The organism is Streptomyces sp. MspMP-M5, from assembly GCF_000373585.1.
In the GTDB taxonomy this organism is placed as follows: Bacteria; Actinomycetota; Actinomycetes; order Streptomycetales; family Streptomycetaceae; genus Streptomyces.
Genome location: NZ_KB891944.1, coordinates 1 through 16,543, shown reverse-complemented (window position 1 = coordinate 16,543; position 16,543 = coordinate 1). Strand labels below are relative to the sequence as shown.

Annotated in this window: 12 protein-coding genes and 1 pseudogene; 6 read left to right on the top strand and 7 right to left on the bottom strand. The window is 69.5% G+C overall.

Translation table 11 applies throughout. The annotated features are described in order from the left end of the window. Positions 1-214 (top strand): annotated as a pseudogene (locus B073_RS0135565) (hypothetical protein); the annotation flags it as partial. A 714-nt stretch (positions 215-928) separates the two neighbouring features. Continuing rightward, positions 929-2,599 (top strand): mycolysin, encoded by a 1,671-nt coding sequence (locus B073_RS44930; RefSeq protein ID WP_234025245.1) that lies wholly within the window; start codon positions 929-931, stop codon positions 2,597-2,599. 535 nt (positions 2,600-3,134) lie between these two features. On the opposite strand, the gene B073_RS0135550 is transcribed toward B073_RS44930, so the two are convergent. Continuing rightward, positions 3,135-3,830: a DUF1062 domain-containing protein gene (locus tag B073_RS0135550; RefSeq protein WP_018542825.1), complete on the bottom strand. Its 696-nt coding sequence runs from the start codon at positions 3,828-3,830 to the stop codon at positions 3,135-3,137. Between the two features lie 284 nt (positions 3,831-4,114). Here B073_RS0135550 and B073_RS42265 point away from each other — a divergent pair, with 284 nt between their 5' ends. Beyond that, complete coding sequence (locus B073_RS42265; protein ID WP_158690310.1) at positions 4,115-4,999, top strand: hypothetical protein; 885 nt, start codon at positions 4,115-4,117, stop codon at positions 4,997-4,999. A 115-nt stretch (positions 5,000-5,114) separates the two neighbouring features. On the opposite strand, the gene B073_RS0135540 is transcribed toward B073_RS42265, so the two are convergent. From B073_RS0135540 to B073_RS42260, 3 genes are all read right to left on the bottom strand, one after another. Continuing rightward, the gene (locus B073_RS0135540) at positions 5,115-5,459 is read right to left on the bottom strand and encodes a hypothetical protein (protein ID WP_018542823.1); all 345 of its coding nucleotides are present in this window, start codon (positions 5,457-5,459) and stop codon (positions 5,115-5,117) included. Between the two features lie 233 nt (positions 5,460-5,692). Continuing rightward, entirely contained in the window at positions 5,693-6,634 is a 942-nt protein-coding gene (locus B073_RS0135535; protein WP_018542822.1) for a ferritin family protein, read from the bottom strand. Positions 6,635-6,851: 217 nt separating this feature from the next. Next, entirely contained in the window at positions 6,852-8,279 is a 1,428-nt protein-coding gene (locus tag B073_RS42260; RefSeq protein WP_018542821.1) for a hypothetical protein, read from the bottom strand. Between the two features lie 459 nt (positions 8,280-8,738). Here B073_RS42260 and rph point away from each other — a divergent pair, with 459 nt between their 5' ends. Continuing rightward, positions 8,739-11,375, top strand: a complete 2,637-nt coding sequence (rph, locus tag B073_RS0135525) for a rifamycin-inactivating phosphotransferase (protein WP_018542820.1) — start codon at positions 8,739-8,741, stop codon at positions 11,373-11,375. Between the two features lie 170 nt (positions 11,376-11,545). Here the strand turns inward: rph and B073_RS42255 are convergent, their stop codons facing one another. Both B073_RS42255 and B073_RS42250 read right to left on the bottom strand, forming a co-directional pair. Beyond that, a complete protein-coding gene (locus tag B073_RS42255) occupies positions 11,546-12,388 on the bottom strand; it encodes a patatin-like phospholipase family protein (RefSeq protein WP_018542819.1) in 843 nt (280 codons plus the stop codon). 229 nt (positions 12,389-12,617) lie between these two features. Continuing rightward, positions 12,618-14,138: an MFS transporter gene (locus B073_RS42250; protein WP_018542818.1), complete on the bottom strand. Its 1,521-nt coding sequence runs from the start codon at positions 14,136-14,138 to the stop codon at positions 12,618-12,620. A 114-nt stretch (positions 14,139-14,252) separates the two neighbouring features. On the opposite strand from B073_RS42250, the gene B073_RS0135510 reads away from it, so the two are divergent. Then, the gene (locus B073_RS0135510) at positions 14,253-15,101 is read left to right on the top strand and encodes a helix-turn-helix transcriptional regulator (protein ID WP_018542817.1); all 849 of its coding nucleotides are present in this window, start codon (positions 14,253-14,255) and stop codon (positions 15,099-15,101) included. Between the two features lie 129 nt (positions 15,102-15,230). Here B073_RS0135510 and B073_RS0135505 read toward each other — a convergent pair whose 3' ends face one another. After that, positions 15,231-15,893: a hypothetical protein gene (locus tag B073_RS0135505; protein WP_018542816.1), complete on the bottom strand. Its 663-nt coding sequence runs from the start codon at positions 15,891-15,893 to the stop codon at positions 15,231-15,233. 372 nt (positions 15,894-16,265) lie between these two features. On the opposite strand from B073_RS0135505, the gene B073_RS42245 reads away from it, so the two are divergent. Further along, positions 16,266-16,543, top strand: a 278-nt coding sequence (locus B073_RS42245; RefSeq protein ID WP_037813860.1) for a VOC family protein, incomplete at its 3' end; no start/stop codon positions are given.

Sequence of the window (16,543 nt, the reverse complement as noted above, 5' to 3'; positions counted from 1 at the left end):
CGCGCCGGAGCTGCCCGAGCACCCGGACTACCCGCGCATCCTCGCCGCCTTCAACGAGTCGACCGGCCCCCTGCGGGCCAAGGACGTCTGCCAGGCCCTCGACCACGCACTGCTGCCGAAGAACATCGAAGGCACCCGGGCCAAGCTGAAGCGCCTGGTCAAACTCGGCATCCTCACCGAAGCCGACACCGGCTGCTTTGCCCGGCAGCAGTAGCCCGCACCGTGGCCAGCACCCCTGCCCCAAGCCTCACTTCGAAACGGACATCAACTCGCGAACCGCCCACTCACTGCTTGCTTTGTCCGCGCGCGGAACACAACTCCTCTGCCCAAGGAAGGCGTGGGGCAGGGCGGCCGCTGTCCGAAGGAAGACGCGGCGGTCCGGGAAGCTGCCTGCTGACCGCTACGGACCGGGAGGCCGCGGGTCAGCCGACAGCACACCCGCCACGCCGACCTCCCTGAAGCACCACAGGTCCCGACCAGACGGGGCGTCAAAACCGCATCGCTGAAACGTACCTGAGGCGTCACAGGGCACAGGCGCTACCGCATGCCAACAGGTCACCGCACAACGGGAGATCGCCTCGACGCCGGATCGACGCACCGCAGTTCTGCGCACGTCGCGCTGTCGTCAACGCGAGTCCAGCAGCCAGGGTTCGCCAAACCCGTGCACTGCGCGGCTCACGCTCTTCTCTGATCGCGCTCTTCCGAAGGCAGTGACATGCGCAAGCCGTGAGGTATATGGTTCCGGCCACCGTTACCCACGGTGCTTCTATGGCCAATGCTTGAGGTTGTAGCGCCCGGTGCCGGTGCCTTACCCCCCTCACGCTCTGTCGGCGTGCACTGCAGTCGGTCGTGCACGCCATAGGAAGGCATGCCCATGTCCCGAATACGGTCCCGGAAACGGGTCTCGAAATCCGTCGCTCTGACCGCAATGGCCGGCGTAGGCGCCTGCCTGGCAGCCGTCGTCGTACCGTCCGCGTTCGCCGGCACCTCCCCCCAGGCCGGCGCCTGCACGATCCGCCCGGCGGTGAAGGACTCCGAGGCCCCTCTCAGCTGCCTCGGCGTCACCGCATCTCTCGACCGCCTGCCGACCGTCGGCGAACAGGCCACCCTCACCGTGGACGTCGAGGCGCAGACCGACGTCAAGCGCGCCGGCCTGTCCCTCCAGCTGCCGCCCGCGCTCCGGATAACTGACGCTGACTCCGGCCTCGCCACCCCCACGACGGACGCCTTCGGACAGCGCACCAGCCGGACGCTCGCCCTCACCCCCGGCACCCGCACCGTCAAGGTCCAGGTGAAGGCCGTCGCTTCCGGACCGGCCCAGATCCAGGCGGACATCAGCGACACCGACCGCCCCGGCCCCCGCCGCGCCGCGCACGACTCCGTGGAACTCACCATCGGCACGTCCGAGGGCTCCACGGCCAAGGGCGTCTCGGTCACCAAGGCCCGCCCGGCCCCGGTCCACCGCCCCGCGACCGGCGCCCGCAAGGAACGCCCAGTCACCCCCAAGGCTCCCGCCCCTGCCCGCGCCTCGGCCGCCTCCGGCCCGGCCGCCCCGCGTGCCGCCACCTCCGTCGGGGACTCCGCCCAGGTCTGCATCAGCGGCACCTACCGCAACCGCTTCCAGTCCGCCGAGGGCGGCAATTGGAACGGCAAGGCCAACCGGGACGAACCAGTCCACAACGCCAACGTCACCCTGTGGGGCCAGCCCACCGCCAACAGCGGTACGCAGAAGCTCGCCACGGGAATGACCGGCAACAACGACGGCACGTTCAACCTCTGCTACACCCCCACCACCACCGTCACCTCCAAGGTCTGGGTGGAGTTCAAGACCCAAGCCGGGGCCATGTGGTCGGTGGTCGACGGCAACGGCAGCCTCTACGCCACCGCCACCTACTCACAGAACAACGTCTCCGGCAGCAAAAACCTGGGCAACGTCTACGCAAACGACGGACAGAGCCGCGCCTGGCACGCCTTCGACACCCTCAACAAGCTGTGGTGGAACCGCGGTTCGACCACCAACTGCTGGGCCGGCAGCCAGCAGGACGGCCACTGCACCCCGATCACCGTCCAGTGGTACCCCGGCTCCACCGACGGCACCTACTGGAGCACCGGCGACGACAAGATCCACCTCGCGGACAACGACCCCGACTCCGAACACACCACCATCCACGAGTCGGGCCACGCCCTCATGGGCAAGCTCTACAACGGCTGGTGGCCCACCGTGACCAACTGCTCGCCCCACTACGTCAACCGCACCTCCTCCACCAGCTGCGGCTGGACCGAGGGCTTCGCCAACGCGGTGGCGTTCCACACCTTCAACGACACCACCTACTACTGGGGCAACGGCAGCTCCATGAACCTCGCCAACAACCGCACCACGAACGGCATCGACCAGGGCGACGCCTGCGAGGCCCGCGTCGCCACCGCACTGGTCGACCTGTGGTCCCAGGTCGACGGCGGCTGGTCGAAGAGCAACACCATGATGACCAAGACCAGGCAGTCCAGCCTCCACGAGTACGTCAACGACCGGCCCGACTACGGCCTGGACAGCGGCGCCAAGGCCCGGGGCATCCTCTACAACCACACCATCCAGTACTGACCGGCACCAACCGCAGCAGCAGAGGCCGCATGGTCCGGTCCGGGTGACGGCCCGGACGATGCGAGCTCGGCGGGAGCTGGCGGCCACCACGGAGAAGCTGTACCGGCGGCTGCTGCGGTTGCACCTCCTGCCCACCTTCGAGTCCATGGACCTGAACGAGATCACGCCACCGCCGTGCAAGCCTGGCGTGCCGCGCGACTGGGGACGCCGACTCGGGCCGCCGGCCGGGCGCGACGGTACGGGAACGGCACCACCACCGACAAACTGCGGCTGCCACGAGACGACGGCACCAACCGCAGGGTCCTGGCGGTCCTGCGGTTCCTGGGAACCTGACTGACGCTCCCAGCTGTCGTGTGAGGGCTCAGTGACTGTTGTCGTTCCGATCCTCAGGGGTGTGTGTTGGTCCAACGGGATTCTCGATCAGATGACTGCGGCGGGTGGCGCGCAAAGCAGGGCCTCTTGACAGCTTGGCTGCTTGGCAGCGCGAAGGCCGTCTACGCCAACAGGCTGTCCTAGAGGCCCTGCTGTCCCTCTCCTACGCTCCTGCCGTCGCCAAGCGCGACAATTGCTGCGGCGCGTCGTGCAGCCCGACGTGGCTCAGGCCAGTGCGCACGTCGGCCGGAGCGCCGAGGAGCTTCGAGTGTTTCGCGGCGTCGACGGAACCGGGTCCGTCGATGGTGAGCTCGAAGTCCTGATGTGCCTTGGCGTCCGGAGCAAGCGGCAGATGGACACGCCCGTCCGCGACCATGCGTCGTACCGCAGTGCGGCTGATACCGAGCCCGAGCATGAGCAGTCGTTCGACGCGGACCGGCGCGGGCAGCTCGAAGCTGACCAGTACCTTGAGCGGTGCCGGGTCGTCGAGTGCATAGAGGGGTGTGCGGGTCTCCAGCGCCCAGGCACCGGTCCAGTCCAGGCGGTATCCGTTCTTCGCCGCGAGCGACGCACTCATCGTCAACTCCCGTACCACGGCCGGTTCATTGTTCTCATACGCCACCAGACGAGCGGGCTTCAGCGACGAGACCTGGACGCGTTCGTGGACGGGCACCTTCGAGGTCCGGTCGCACGCCGCACAGCTCAGGAGCAGCCAGACGTCGAGGAGCTTGCCGTTCGCGTTGACTCGGATCCTGCCCGAGGGACGGTGACGCGTGCCGGAGCAGTCCGGGCAGGGTCGTACGACAGTGGGCAAGGCGGACTGACGCACGGCCCACCGGGCCTTGCGGTCGGTATTCATGGATGTGGTTGCTTTCAGGACTCAGCAGGAGCTCTCGCAGGCCAAGCCGCGGCTCCTGAAACATGACGGATGCACACGCGGGCGCGAGTCATTACCTCGAGGCTGAATGGTCGGGCTCAGAGGTCAACCGCGCGATGGGTTGGTTGTTGCTTCGTGGCAGCCGTTACAGGTCCATGCGGGCGATCATGATCGAGGCCGCGACCCGCGAGCAACTCGTTTTCCGCCCCTCGTCTTCTGCGGGGCCTCCCCCTCGGACTCTCGGGACCCTCCCGTAGGTTTCTGGCATGTCTTACGGAGTGGACGCGCGGGAGCTGTACGAGGCTCTGGCGTGGTACGAGCAGAGGGAGCCGTACGAGACGATCGTCGTGCCCTGGCTCCATCAGGTCCAGGGCCGGTACCGCACCTGGCTGGCGACGGCAGCCGAAGACAGCTCATGGTGGACCGAGACGAGAAGGGAGCCCGACGGGCGGGAACTCATGTGGGAGCTCTACGCCCTGTACCGGGTCAGCGACCTGTTGCTGCTCGCCTTCCAGCCTCCCTCCGACGAGCCCTGCGCCCCGGACCCGCGGCCCTTGCTCTCTGAGCGCGAGTACGTCGACCTGTTCACCTCGCTCGGCATGACGCCGTTCGAGGACAGCGACGCATTCGATCCGTTCCTCCACGAGATCGTCGAGGTCGAACAGGCCGACGACCCGCAAGCGCCGATCGAGATCGCCGAGGTCCTGTGGCCCGGCCTGACGCTGGGCCAATTGCTGTTCAGCCGGGCTGGCGTGCGGATCCACGCCGGCGTCGAGCACGCGCAGCGCGGCGTCGCGGACCGTTCGCCGCTGTACTGGACCTTCCGGCGCCGCCACCGGCCGACGGTCGACCTGTCCCAGGGCTGGGGCGGCAATTCCCAGTGGCGCACCGATTTCCGCCTCGACTACCGGACTCCGGCCGGGGATCGGCTCAACGTGGCAGGCGACCGCCCGATCGACGGCAGCGCCTACCTGCGCGCCGACCACCTGGAGAATCTCAGTCCCGAGGAGAGGCTGCTGACACCCGGCGAGCGGCGCGAACTGTTGCGCCACCGCTGTCTTCTGCGAGCGCCCGAGGCCGCCGCCGCACTGGCCGGATCGCCTGACTGGGAGCGGGATCTGCTGCCCTTCGACTGGCGGCTCCCGGACTAGAGGATTTCCCCACGCGCGTGGGGAATGTCCCGCTCCGCCTTGAGCGCTTGAGCGCAGGTTCGTGTCTCCTGGCACCATCACCATGGCCAGGATTCGCCTTTGGCCCAAGCCGTGATCAGTCCGCGTCCAGAGCGTCGGCCTGCCTGGTCAGATCCTCAGCGATGTTGTCCCAGTCCGGGCCGTGCATCCACAGATTCTGCGCGGCCTCACGCATCAAGGCCGGCTCATCCGGCCGCTGCAAGAGCACCAGTCGGTAGGCCAGATTGCGGATCCAAACCGGCAGATGGCCGTCAACGATGTGCGGGCACAGCTCACGCAGCATGGCGAGGATCGCATCCGCATCAGCGAAGGTCAGCTCCTCGACGAACAGAAACTCCTGGTGCTCGCCGTCGCACTCCGGCGTGGGCCGGTACTCGTCTCCGTAGAGACACCGGGCGTGCTGCGTCAGGGTGCTGTGCATGCCCGGAGCCTACGACGTCATGATCCGCCGGACAGAACCTGGTCCGTCGGCCACCAGACAATCGGTCACAGTGGCCCGGCGGCGGTGCGGGCGCGCTGCGGCCGCCTGTTCCCCGTTCTTCGGCGCGGCGTGGCACAACCCTGAGCAGCGGCGCCTGGCGCAGCGAGGCTGACCGACGACCGGGGCGGGCGGTGTATTCGCGGGACCCGCCCCGGTCGATGCGTTTCGTGCGGTCAGTGGAGTTGGTTACGCGCGTTCTCGAAGGAGCGGGCGTGAGCGGTCTCGTCATTGGCGTTGCGGGTGAACAGCTCCGCGGCCTGGGCGTCACCGGCTGCCTTCGCGTGGCGGGCGTAGGTGGGGTACATGATGCGGGACTCGTACTGTTCGCCGTTGATGGCGGTGGTGAGGTTCTGCCGCGTTGGCTGGACGATGCCGGCCAGTTGCGCCGCACCGGCGAAGTGCTCGCGCCGTTCGACGTCGGCGGTGCCTGTGAACAGTCGGGCCAGCGCCTGGTTACCGTGCGCGGTGGCTGCCTTGGCGAACTGGGTGTACTTCGCCGACACCAGCGCCTCATCGTGCAGCGCAGTGCTGAGGTTCTGCCTCGTCCGGTCCGCATGGACCTTGGGCGCCCCCGCCCGGACCGACACCGGTGTGACGCTCGGGGGCGCCGGGACGGTGCCCTTACCGGAGCGGACGACGGCCAACGCCTTGCCGAATGCGTCGTGGTACGTCTTCTCGTCCTTGGCGATCTTCTCGAAGAGGCTGGCGGCGGCGGTGTCGCCGTCCTGCCGGGCCTGCTTGGCGAAGGTGGAGTACATCGTGTGCGACTCATCATCCTCGCCCGTTGTGGCGGCCCGGAGGTTGGCCGCGTCACTGCCGGCCAGACCACTGAGCTTGGCCTCCTCGGCGAAGTGCTCGCCCAACTCCACGTCGGCCGTGCGCTGGAAGAGCCGCTGCACCGATGGCAGCCCCTGGGCGCGTGCCTGGTCGGCGAACAAGGCATAGGTGGCATAGGCGTATGCCTCGCCGTGCATCGACGCATCGAGATCGGTACGTGTCTGCGCGTGCAACGCAGGAACCCTCTCCGGTGCCACCGCCGCGGTGGCACCGGCGGGTACGCAGACCATCAGGGCCAGGGAGCCCATCGACCGGAGACGCATCGAGAACGGGATCATGCGAACCTCCACACTCGGACCGAAGCCCCCAAGGCATCACACCAACGGGTGACGCCCCGGGCCATCACGGCGCGGCAATCGGGTGATGGATGACCTCACCCGCCGTGACAATTCGCAGGTGAGAGAGTTGCAACCCGCTTCGAGCTCGCCGGAAGCCGGGCTGCGATCCAAAAGGCCCACCGTCAAGCCGCCCGAGCCTCGGAAACGGTCTTCCCGCTCAATGGCCGCCGCAGCCGTGCCCGTGACCCCCGCAGCTGTGGCCGCTTCCGCAGCCGGCCCCGCCGCCAAAGCTGTCGGCCCTGCCGTTGCGCTGCCCCTGCCCCGTCTTCCGGCCGCTCGGTTGACCGTGCGTCCTCGTACCGCCCCGGCGCCGAGCTGTTCGCCGCGCCTCGTCGGCACGTTGCTGCTGGCGTAGGCGCGCTTCCCACTGCGCGTCCCGCTCGCGCTTTTCCTGCTCCTCCTTGCGGATCCGGTCGCGCCGGGCGGCGTCCCGGGCCGCGCCGTCGGCCGGCTGCCACGGACCGAGGCCGTGACGGCGTCGCGGCAGCAGCGGGGCGACCGTGACGCCGGCATACGTGCGCTCCGAACTCTGGTACGCGCTGCGCTCGATGACGGCGTACTCCAGGGCGACCTCGGCGCCTTCCCAAGGCGCGCCGTACAGGACCGCCTCGAAGGGCTCGCTGCGGGGGTCGACGTCGTAGTGCCCGTCGGCGGGTCGGTAGGTGGAACTCGTGCCCAAAAGACGCGCTGTGCGATCAGTGTCCCGGTCCTTGGGGAAGTAAGCGATCAGGGGCCGCCCCGAGGTGGTGCGGGCATCCGGATACAGCCAGTGATAGCCGTCCGGCGCGATCCGTACGCCCACCATCAGAGCCGGCTGGGCCTCCTCGTGCAGGCGGCGCGCCGCCCGGTAAGCGACATGGCCGCGCCCGTACACCGTGGTGCCCGGGACGAGGAACAGCAGGGCGGCGATCTGCTGACCAACGGCGTCGTACGGTGCGCGGTCCGGTGCCGTCAGGTCCTGCACGAGGCCGTCGGTGAGGATGGCGCCGGCGATGAGGCAAAGGGCGAGCCCGAGGTAGAACTGCCGGAATCCGCGGTAGCCGTCCGTCTCGGGCACCCGCTCCGGGAGTTCGCGGCGGCGCCGGCCGGCCGCGGCGAGCGCGAGCGCCCGCTGCCTGCGGCGGGCCCGAAGCCGCAGGCACGCACCGGTCAACGCCCATGCGGAGACGGTGAGGGCGAGGGAGTATCCGCTTGTGGCCAGGCGATCGTTGGCGTCGGGTGACGCCAGGGACACGGCCGCGTCCACCGCGACCACCACCGCGGCCGGCACGGTCGGGACCGGCAGATAGCGGTACCACAGTGGCAGCGCGGCCAGCAGGACCGCCGCGGGATAGCCGAGCCAGTCGGTGCCGCCGGGCGCGGGCCCGCCACCGCTCCCCCGCGAGATCGAGAACCCACAGGTCAGGACGTACGACGCAGCGACCAGGACCAGGACCAGGACCAGCAGGACCCAACTGCCTGCGACCGGAGCGAAGACCGCCGGGACGCGAGCTTTCCTCCAGCGCTCGGCATCGGCGACCGACCAGGACGCCACACCACCCTCGGGCAGTGCCCCCGGGGGCAGACGCTTGACGTAGTCACGCACCGCGCACTCCTTCCGCAGCACACCGGACAGCTGAGGCTGCGTACTGTCTCGCCAACTTCGGTCAGGCCATGGTTCTGGGATGGGAATGTCCATCACCGGGTCTGCAGGCGAGTGCCATGCCGGCGCATCAGCATCAGCCCCCAACGCCGGTGACGGGAGCCGCGGTCTGGTCGAGCAGCTCCGGCAAAGGGCGTTCCCGAGGATGCACACGTTAGGAGCAGTCGATGAAATCGCCGTGAAACAGCGAAGGAACCGGGATTGGACGGCAAAGGCAACGACCAATGGCACGGCACATGGCAAAGGCAAGGAGAACTCTCTCCTTGCCACTCTCAACATATAGCGCACTGGGGGGCTTGCCACAAGGCCCCCGTGACGGCGCAGAATCGTCGACCCGGTGATTGGTTCGGCCACCGCAGTACAACAGAGCACGGCTGCCTCGGAGGTAACGCAATGATGGAAATGACGGAGCAGTACGTGTTGGATCTTCGCGAGATTGATGAGATGCAGGTCGCGGTGGTCGGCGGCAAGGGCGCGCACCTGGGCGGGCTGTCGCGGATCGACGGCATCCATGTACCGGCGGGCTTTTGCGTGACGACGGACGCTTTCCGGCGGATCATGACGGAAGTGCCGGCGATCGACGATCAGCTCGGTCAGTTGTCGCGCTTGACTCGCTTTGACGCAGAGGGGGACGGCCGGGAGGCGATCCGCACGCTCAGCGCGGAGATTCGCCGGACCATCGAAGGGATTGACATCCCGGGCGACCTCGCGGCGGCGATCACCCGCGCGCTCGCCCGGCTCGGCGAGCAAGCCGCCTACGCCGTCCGATCCAGCGCTACGACGGAGGACCTGCCGACGGCCTCCTTCGCCGGCCAGCAGGACACATACCTGAACGTCGTGGGGCCGACGGCGATCCTCCGGCACATCAGCCGGTGCTGGGCCTCGCTGTTCACCGAGCGGGCCGTGACGTACCGCCAGCGGAACGGCATCGACCACCGTACGGTCCGCATGGCCGTGGTCGTGCAGCAGATGGCCTTCCCCGATGCGGCCGGCATCCTGTTCACGGCCGACCCCGTCACGGGCGATCGGAAGGTCGCCACCGTGGACGCCGGCTTCGGCCTCGGCGAGGCCCTGGTCTCCGGCCTGGTGAACCCGGATGTCTTCAAGGTGCGAGACGGCGAAGTCGTCGCCAGGGCGATCGCCGCAAAACAGCGTGCCGTACTTGCCCTGCCGGCCGGCGGTACGCGGGAAGTGGCGATCGACGCACGGCGGCAGGAGCGGCCGGCGCTGACGGATGCGCAGGTCGTGCGGCTCGTGCAGCTCGGGCGGCGGATCGAGGCACACTTCGGCCGCCCGCAGGACATCGAATGGTGCCTGGTCGATGATGACTTCCAGATCGTTCAGAGCCGGCCGATCACCACGCTGTTCCCGATCCCCGAGACCGACGATCAGGAGAATCACGTCTACGTCTCCGTCGGTCATCAGCAGATGATGACCGACCCCATGAAGCCGCTGGGACTCTCCATGTGGCAGCTGACGGCCATGGTGCCGATGCACGAGGCCGGCGGGCGGCTGTTCGTCGACGTCACCCGGCGCCTGGCGTCGCCCGCGAGCCGCGCCGCCCTCCTGGACGTCATAGGGAGAGGCGATCCGCTGGTCAGGGACGCTCTGGAGACTGTCCTCGACCGCGACGACTTCGTCCCGTCGCTCCCGGACGCCCCTCCCGGCAGGCCGCAGTCAGGCGGGCCGTCGGCCGGCGGTACGTCCGCCCCGATCGCGACCGATCCGGCCATCGTCACCGGGCTGATCGAGCGCAGTCAGGCGTCCATCGCCGCCTTGGAGCGCGACATCCGGACGAAGACCGGACCGGCGCTGTTCGACTTCCTGCTGGGGGCCTTCGAGGAGCACAAGCGAATCCTCAGTGATCCGCTGAGCATTCAGGCGATCATGGCGGGGATGGAGGCCACGTGGTGGCTCAACGACAAGCTGCGGGAGTGGCTGGGCGAGAAGAACGCGGCTGACACGCTCACGCTGTCCGCCCCCGACAACGTCACGTCGGAGATGGGACTGGCGCTGCTCGACGTCGCGGACGTGATCCGCGCGCAGCCGGAGGTGGTGGCCTTCCTACAGGACGCCGAGTGCGTCGAGGACGAGGATTTCCTGGACGAGCTGGCGAAGCGCGCGGGCGGGGCCGAAGCGCGCGACGCCATGGCGGCCTACCTCGACCGGTACGGCATGCGCTGCGTCGGCGAGATCGACATCACGAGGCCGCGGTGGCGCGAGCGCCCCACCACGCTCGTGCCCGTGATCCTCGACAACGTCAGGAACTTCGAACCGGGCGCCGCCGAGCGGCGCTTCGAGCAGGGGCGGCGGAAGGCGCGGCAGAAGGAACAGGACGTGCTGTCACGCTTGCGGGCCCTGCCGGACGGGGACCGGAAAGCCGACGAGACCAAGCGGATGATCGACCGGGTCCGAACCTTCATCGGGTACCGGGAGTACCCGAAGTACGGCATCATCAGCCGCTACTTCGTCTACAAGCGGGCCCTGTTGGAGGAGGCCGAGCGCCTCGTGCAGGCAGGCTTGCTTCCTGAGAAGGAGGACATCTTCTACCTCACGTTCCAGGAGTTCCACGACGTCGTGCGCTCGCAGCAGGTGGACGGCCACCTCATCCAGCAGCGCAAGGACACGTTCCGCTCGTACCACGCGCTCACCCCGCCCCGGGTGCTGACATCGGATGGTGAGGCCGTCACCGGGGCGTACCGGCGCGACGACGTCCCGGCCGGCGCCCTGATCGGCGTACCGGTTTCCGCCGGGACCGTCGAGGGAAGGGCCCGCGTCATCCTCGACATGGCGGAGGCCGATCTCGAAGCGGGCGACATCCTGGTCACGACCTTCACGGACCCCAGCTGGTCGCCGCTGTTCGTCGGAATCGCGGGCCTGGTGACGGAGGTGGGCGGCCTGATGACCCATGGCGCAGTGATCGCCCGGGAGTACGGCTTGCCGGCCGTCGTGGGCGTGGAGCAGGCCACCCGGCTGATCCGGGACGGGCAGCGGATCCGCGTGCACGGAACCGACGGGTACGTCGAGATCCTGCCCTGACCGGCCCACCGAAAAGCCCCGTCCCCGGCCTCCGGCCAACCAACGCCAAGCATGCCCGTGAGAACTCGGAGGCCGTGGACAACGTCGTCGTCGAGGTGCGACTTCGAGGCGGCTCGCGGTGGACCCGGAGCCGATGACACAGCCGAGTTCGCGGCCTCGGGCACCGTTTGCTACGCCTGGTGCCACAGCGCGGAGACCTTCTGCGCGGCCGCCCGGCCCTGGGCGACCCCGGCATGGCCGGCCGGGGTCCTGCTGGCAGGGGACAGCGGGTCGGTGCCGAAGGCGGCAAGACCGGCCTCGTCGGGAGTGATGATCTCAACGAGGCCGCCGCGCTCGGCGATCGAGGCGGCGTCGGCATCGAGCACCGGATCGGGTATCGGAGCGATGACGAGGGTGCGGGCGAAGCCTGCTGCGAGATCGAGGTTGGTGAGCGAACGAGTACCGCCGTCGATGTAGCGCTCGTCGCCGACCGTCGCGGCAGGCCAGACGCCAGGGACGGCGCAACTCGCCGTCACGGCGTCCACCAGGCCGGCGCCGGAGGTACGGTCGAAGACCCGGGTCTCACCGGTGAGGGCATGTACGGCGACCACCGACAGACTGCGCTCCGGCCACCTGTGGGACGGCAGCCGAGCCTCGATGACGGCCCGCCGCTCGGCCTCGGTTACGGTCTCGGCGGCCAGTGCCATCTCGCCTATCCGGCGCAGGCGTTCGACCGGGTCGGCGACCTCGGCGTCCACCTTCGCGCCGAACTCGAAGGCGCTGACAAGCGCGCCGTCCCGCGGGGTCAGCTCCTCCTGCTGCAGCGCAGGGTCCACCTGGGCCTGAAACAGCGCCGGCAGCTCCACACCGCTGGTGAGCTGTGCGGCCACCGTCGCCCCGGCCGAAGTGCCGAACATGGCGTCCGCTTCGGTCACATCGATCCGTGCCTCGGCGAGGCCGGCCAGCACGCCGGTCGCCCAGGCTATGCCGGCCACTCCGCCACCACCGATGACCAGCGCGCGTTCGTTCTTCATTCCTACCCCCAGGACCGTGGCTCCGGCTGAACGTCACTGCAAAGTCCCAGGTGGGCAGGGATATTCCCGATCCGGCCAGTTCGCGGACGACAGCCGCTCCGCCGTCTTGCCGCCAAGGAGGCGCCGACGTCCGTTCGCTGACGGCTCGGGCGACCGTACGCACCACAGTGCCGTGCCGGTGCCCGCGCCCCGATCGGGGACGTGGGCACCGGCGTTTGCACGGCGGAGCTCACTTCGTGCCCGCCGCGGCGGGCTGCGCGGCGGGGCCGTCCGCCGGCTGCGGCGTATCGGCGCCCGGGCGCGGGACGCGTCGCAGGGTGACGGCGCCGAGGACGCCGTGCAGCCCGGCGGCGACGGCGGCGACGGTGTGCAGTCCGGTGGTGAAGGCGGACTTGGCGTCGGCGGCGGCCGCCGCGGTGAGGCCGGGCAGGTGCAGGGTCTCCGGGAGGGTGGCGGCCAGGTCCGGTCCCTGGAGGCGGAAGAGGAGCGTGGCCAGCGAGCCGAGGAGGGCGATGCCCAGGGCGTTGCCGAGTTCGTTGCTGGTCTCGGCGATCGCCCCTGCGGCCCCGGCGCGCTCCGGCGGCACCGCGGCGACCGCCGTGCCGGCGACGACGGCGAAGGAGATGCCGTAGCCGACGCCGGCAACGGCGGTGGACGCGACGTACCAGCCGATCCCGCCGGAGACGCCCGTGGGCAGCAGCAGGAGCAGGCCCCCGGCAACCGTGAAATGGCTGGTCAGCAGTGCAGCCCGGGTGCCGGTACGGGCGACCACCGCCGGGGTCACGATGGAGGTGACGGTGAGGACGACCGCACCGGGGCCGGCGATCAGCGCCGCGTCGAAGGCGCTGAGGCCGAGCACGGACTGCAGGTAGATGCCACCGAGGTACGCCATCGCCGACCACGCCGCCAGCGGCAGCAGCCCGGTGATGACCGCGATCGAGAAGACCCGGTCGCGGAAGAGCCGGAAGTCGACCAGCGGCTGCCGCAGCCGCAGCTGACGGCGAACGAAGGCCGTCAGGAGGGCGATGCCGGCCGGACCGGTCAGCAGCACGGCCAGGGTCGGGCCCTCCGCTGCCAGGTACTTGATCGCGTAGACGCTCAGCAGGATGCCGGTGGCCGACAGCAGCACGCTCGACGCGTCGACGCGGCCCGTACCGCCGGAGCGCACCTCGCGGAGCAGCACCGGGGCCAGCGCCAGGAAGAGCAGCACGACGGGGAGGTTGATCAGGAAGACCGAGCCCCACCAGAAGTGGCTGAGCAACTGACCGCCGGTGATCGGCCCGATGGCGAACCCGGCGGCGAAGGCGGCCGCGAAGATGCCGATCGCCCGGGCCCGCTGCCGCCGGTCGGTGAAGAGCTGACTGAGTACGGCCAGCGCGGACGGCAGCAGCGTGGCGCCGGCGATGCCCATCAGCGCGCGGAAGGCGATCAGCAGCTCGGGGGTGGGCGCGAAGGCGGCGCCCAGAGAGCCGGTGCCGAAGGCGGCCGTGCCGATCAGCAGCAGCTTGAGCCGGCCGTACCGGTCGCCGAGGTTGCCGAAGGCGATGAGCAGCGAAGCGACCGCGAAGCCGTACACATCCAGGATCCACAGCGACTGATCGGCGGTCGGCGACAGTGCCTGGGAGATCTGCGGCATGGCCAGGAACAGCACCGAGCCGTCCACGGCCACCAGCAGCACGGGGCCGAGGATCACCACCAGGCCGAGCCAGGCCCGCAGTCCGGGGAAGCGAGAAGGGCGTGTTTCGTTCATGGCCACGACCCTCCGCCGCAGCGCGCTCACCAGCCAGGCCCCTCTGGTGGGTACACCTCGCAGGGATACCTTCGGGCCGCTCGTTCAAGGTTCGTCACGCTTACGCTCGTTGCCATGCAGCTCGAAAGCCTCGGCGCCTACCTCAGGACCCGCCGCGACCGCGTCACCCCGACCGACGTCGGTCTGCGCACGTACGGCGCCACCCGCCGCGTGCCGGGCCTGCGCCGTGAAGAACTGGCCCAGCTCGCGGGCGTGAGCGCCGGCTACTACACGCGGCTGGAGCAGGACCAGGCCGGCCTCGCCTCCGAGCAGGTGCTCGGCGCGCTGGCGGGCGTGCTGCGGCTGGGCCCGGCCGAGTCGGCCCACCTGCGCAACCTCGCCCGCCGGACGACCACATCGCGCCTCGTACGCCCCGAGCCCGAGCATCCGCACCCGCGCGTACTGGCGCTGCTGTCGTCCCTGGGCGAGTCCATGCCCGCGGTCGTCCTCGGCCGCCGCGGCGACGTGCTGGCCTGGAACCGCACCGGCCATGCCCTGCACGCCGGCCACGTCGGCTTCGACGCGCCGGCCGATCCGGAACGGCGGCCGTCGGTGCCCCGGATGTTCTTCCTGGACCCGCTCACCCGCGACTCGCTGTGCAACTGGGACGAGCTGGCCCGCATCCACGTCGGCTATCTCCGCCTCACCGCGGGCCGCTACCCGGACGACGCCGCCCTGGCCGAGCTGATCGGCGAACTCGCCATGGGCAGTCGCGAGTTCTCCCGGCTGTGGGCGGAGGGCGACGTCGCGGACTGCACCATCGGTCGGATGCGCCTGCGACACTCGACCATCGGCAGGGTGGACGTCGACTACCAGGTGTGGCTCCAGCCGGACAGCCCCGACCACCGCCTGGAGGTCTACACCCCGAACGACCCCGCCTCTTCCGACGCGCTGCGGCTGCTGGCGAGTGCGGTCCTCCAGTAGCGCAGTTGTGCTTCGTCGGGCTTTCCCTGCGAAGGCGGACACCGTGCGTTTCCATGATGTTGGAGCTGCTCCTGGAATTGGTGCTTGGGACGCCGCGCCGAGAGGCACGGTGCCCCCGCTGCTACCGGTTCACAGCGGCGAGGGCAGGTGCACCGCGGGCAGCAGCCCCAGCTCGATCTCCCGACGCGGCAGCGACAGCCCGAGATGCTCGCCCACCGCGCCGAACAGCCGCCTCGCCAACTCCTCGTCCTCATCCTCGGGGTCCTCGCAGCCGGGGAAGGTGTCCCGCACCGCCCCGGCCCGGCGCATGGCCGCATCCAATGCGGCGAACGCCCCGAGCCGGTCCTCGGGCGGGAACGCGGTCTCCAGCAGGCTTTCCCCAGGCTCACTGGACCTCATTTCGCCGGCTGCGTCGCCGTAGTACACCCACGGGGACTCGTGCAGGAAGCGATCCAGGCAGACGAGTTCCTCGCCCTGCCCCACCAGGGTGTCGTGGCCCAGCCGGTCGAGGAGGACGAGGTGCCAGGTGGACCGCTCGATCTCCAGGACGTACGCCCACTCGCCGCTGCGGCCGAACATCGCCACACTGTCGCCCGGGTCCACGCTCAGCCTGTCGAAGTCCTTGAACAATGCGGGCCGTTCGGCCATGCGGCGGTCCGCACCGAGGCGGACCACGAAGTCCACCGGGTCCACACCCCGCACCGCCGTGAGGCAGATGTCCGACAGCATCCCGTCTTTGGCGATCGCACCGCTGTACCAGTGCTCGCCGATCCACGCCAAGCCGCCCGTCATCGTGCCGGCCCCTCTCCGCGATCCTCCGTCGCATCATCGTGGCGCAGCCGCGCCCCGCGGCGCCACCCTGGGGCCCAGCGCTCACCTCACGGCCCACTCCATTCAGTCACTCGGCCGGTGAAGACGAATCGCATGAGTACCGCTGACTGCCGAAGCCGCTGATCTCCACCTGCATCGCCCGAAGCTCGCGTATCGCAGCCGGAAGATCGCAGTCGACCGCATCACCCTGCGCACGCTGCTGGCCGAGGCAGTCGGCGACGACCTGCACCTCGGGCGGACCGTGTCAGGCATCGGCTACGGCCAAGACGGCACACCCCAAGTGCGGTTCAATATGAGCGGCAGAGCCCCAAGTCCCCTTGGTACGGTGCACCAATGGCAGCGATCAAGAAGTTCCAAGTCACCTTTGACTGCGCAGAACCTGAGCGCCTCGCTCGTTTCTGGTGCGAGGTGTTGGGGTACGTCGTACCGCCGCCACCGGAGGGGTTTGCCACGTGGGATGCTTTCAAGCGTTCGCAGCCACCTGAGCAGCGGGATGCATGGTTCGCCTGCATGGACCCCTCAGGCGTGGGCCCGCGGCTGTACTTCCAGCGCGTCCCCGAAGGGAAGGCCGCCAAGAACCGGGTACATCTCGATGTGCGGGTCGGCACCGG

What these genes read in the sequence shown, in the direction of transcription:
- B073_RS0135540 (WP_018542823.1), bottom strand. Translation starts at nt 5,459, where the DNA reads ATGCACAGCACCCTGACGCAGCACGCCCGGTGTCTCTACGGAGACGAG.
- B073_RS0135550 (WP_018542825.1), bottom strand. Translation starts at nt 3,830, where the DNA reads ATGAATACCGACCGCAAGGCCCGGTGGGCCGTGCGTCAGTCCGCCTTG.
- B073_RS0135505 (WP_018542816.1), bottom strand. Translation starts at nt 15,893, where the DNA reads ATGACGGGCGGCTTGGCGTGGATCGGCGAGCACTGGTACAGCGGTGCG.
- rph (WP_018542820.1), top strand. Translation starts at nt 8,739, where the DNA reads ATGACGGAGCAGTACGTGTTGGATCTTCGCGAGATTGATGAGATGCAG.
- B073_RS0135510 (WP_018542817.1), top strand. Translation starts at nt 14,253, where the DNA reads ATGCAGCTCGAAAGCCTCGGCGCCTACCTCAGGACCCGCCGCGACCGC.
- B073_RS42250 (WP_018542818.1), bottom strand. Translation starts at nt 14,138, where the DNA reads ATGAACGAAACACGCCCTTCTCGCTTCCCCGGACTGCGGGCCTGGCTC.
- B073_RS0135535 (WP_018542822.1), bottom strand. Translation starts at nt 6,634, where the DNA reads ATGATCCCGTTCTCGATGCGTCTCCGGTCGATGGGCTCCCTGGCCCTG.
- B073_RS42265 (WP_158690310.1), top strand. Translation starts at nt 4,115, where the DNA reads ATGTCTTACGGAGTGGACGCGCGGGAGCTGTACGAGGCTCTGGCGTGG.
- B073_RS42255 (WP_018542819.1), bottom strand. Translation starts at nt 12,388, where the DNA reads ATGAAGAACGAACGCGCGCTGGTCATCGGTGGTGGCGGAGTGGCCGGC.
- B073_RS44930 (WP_234025245.1), top strand. Translation starts at nt 929, where the DNA reads ATGGCCGGCGTAGGCGCCTGCCTGGCAGCCGTCGTCGTACCGTCCGCG.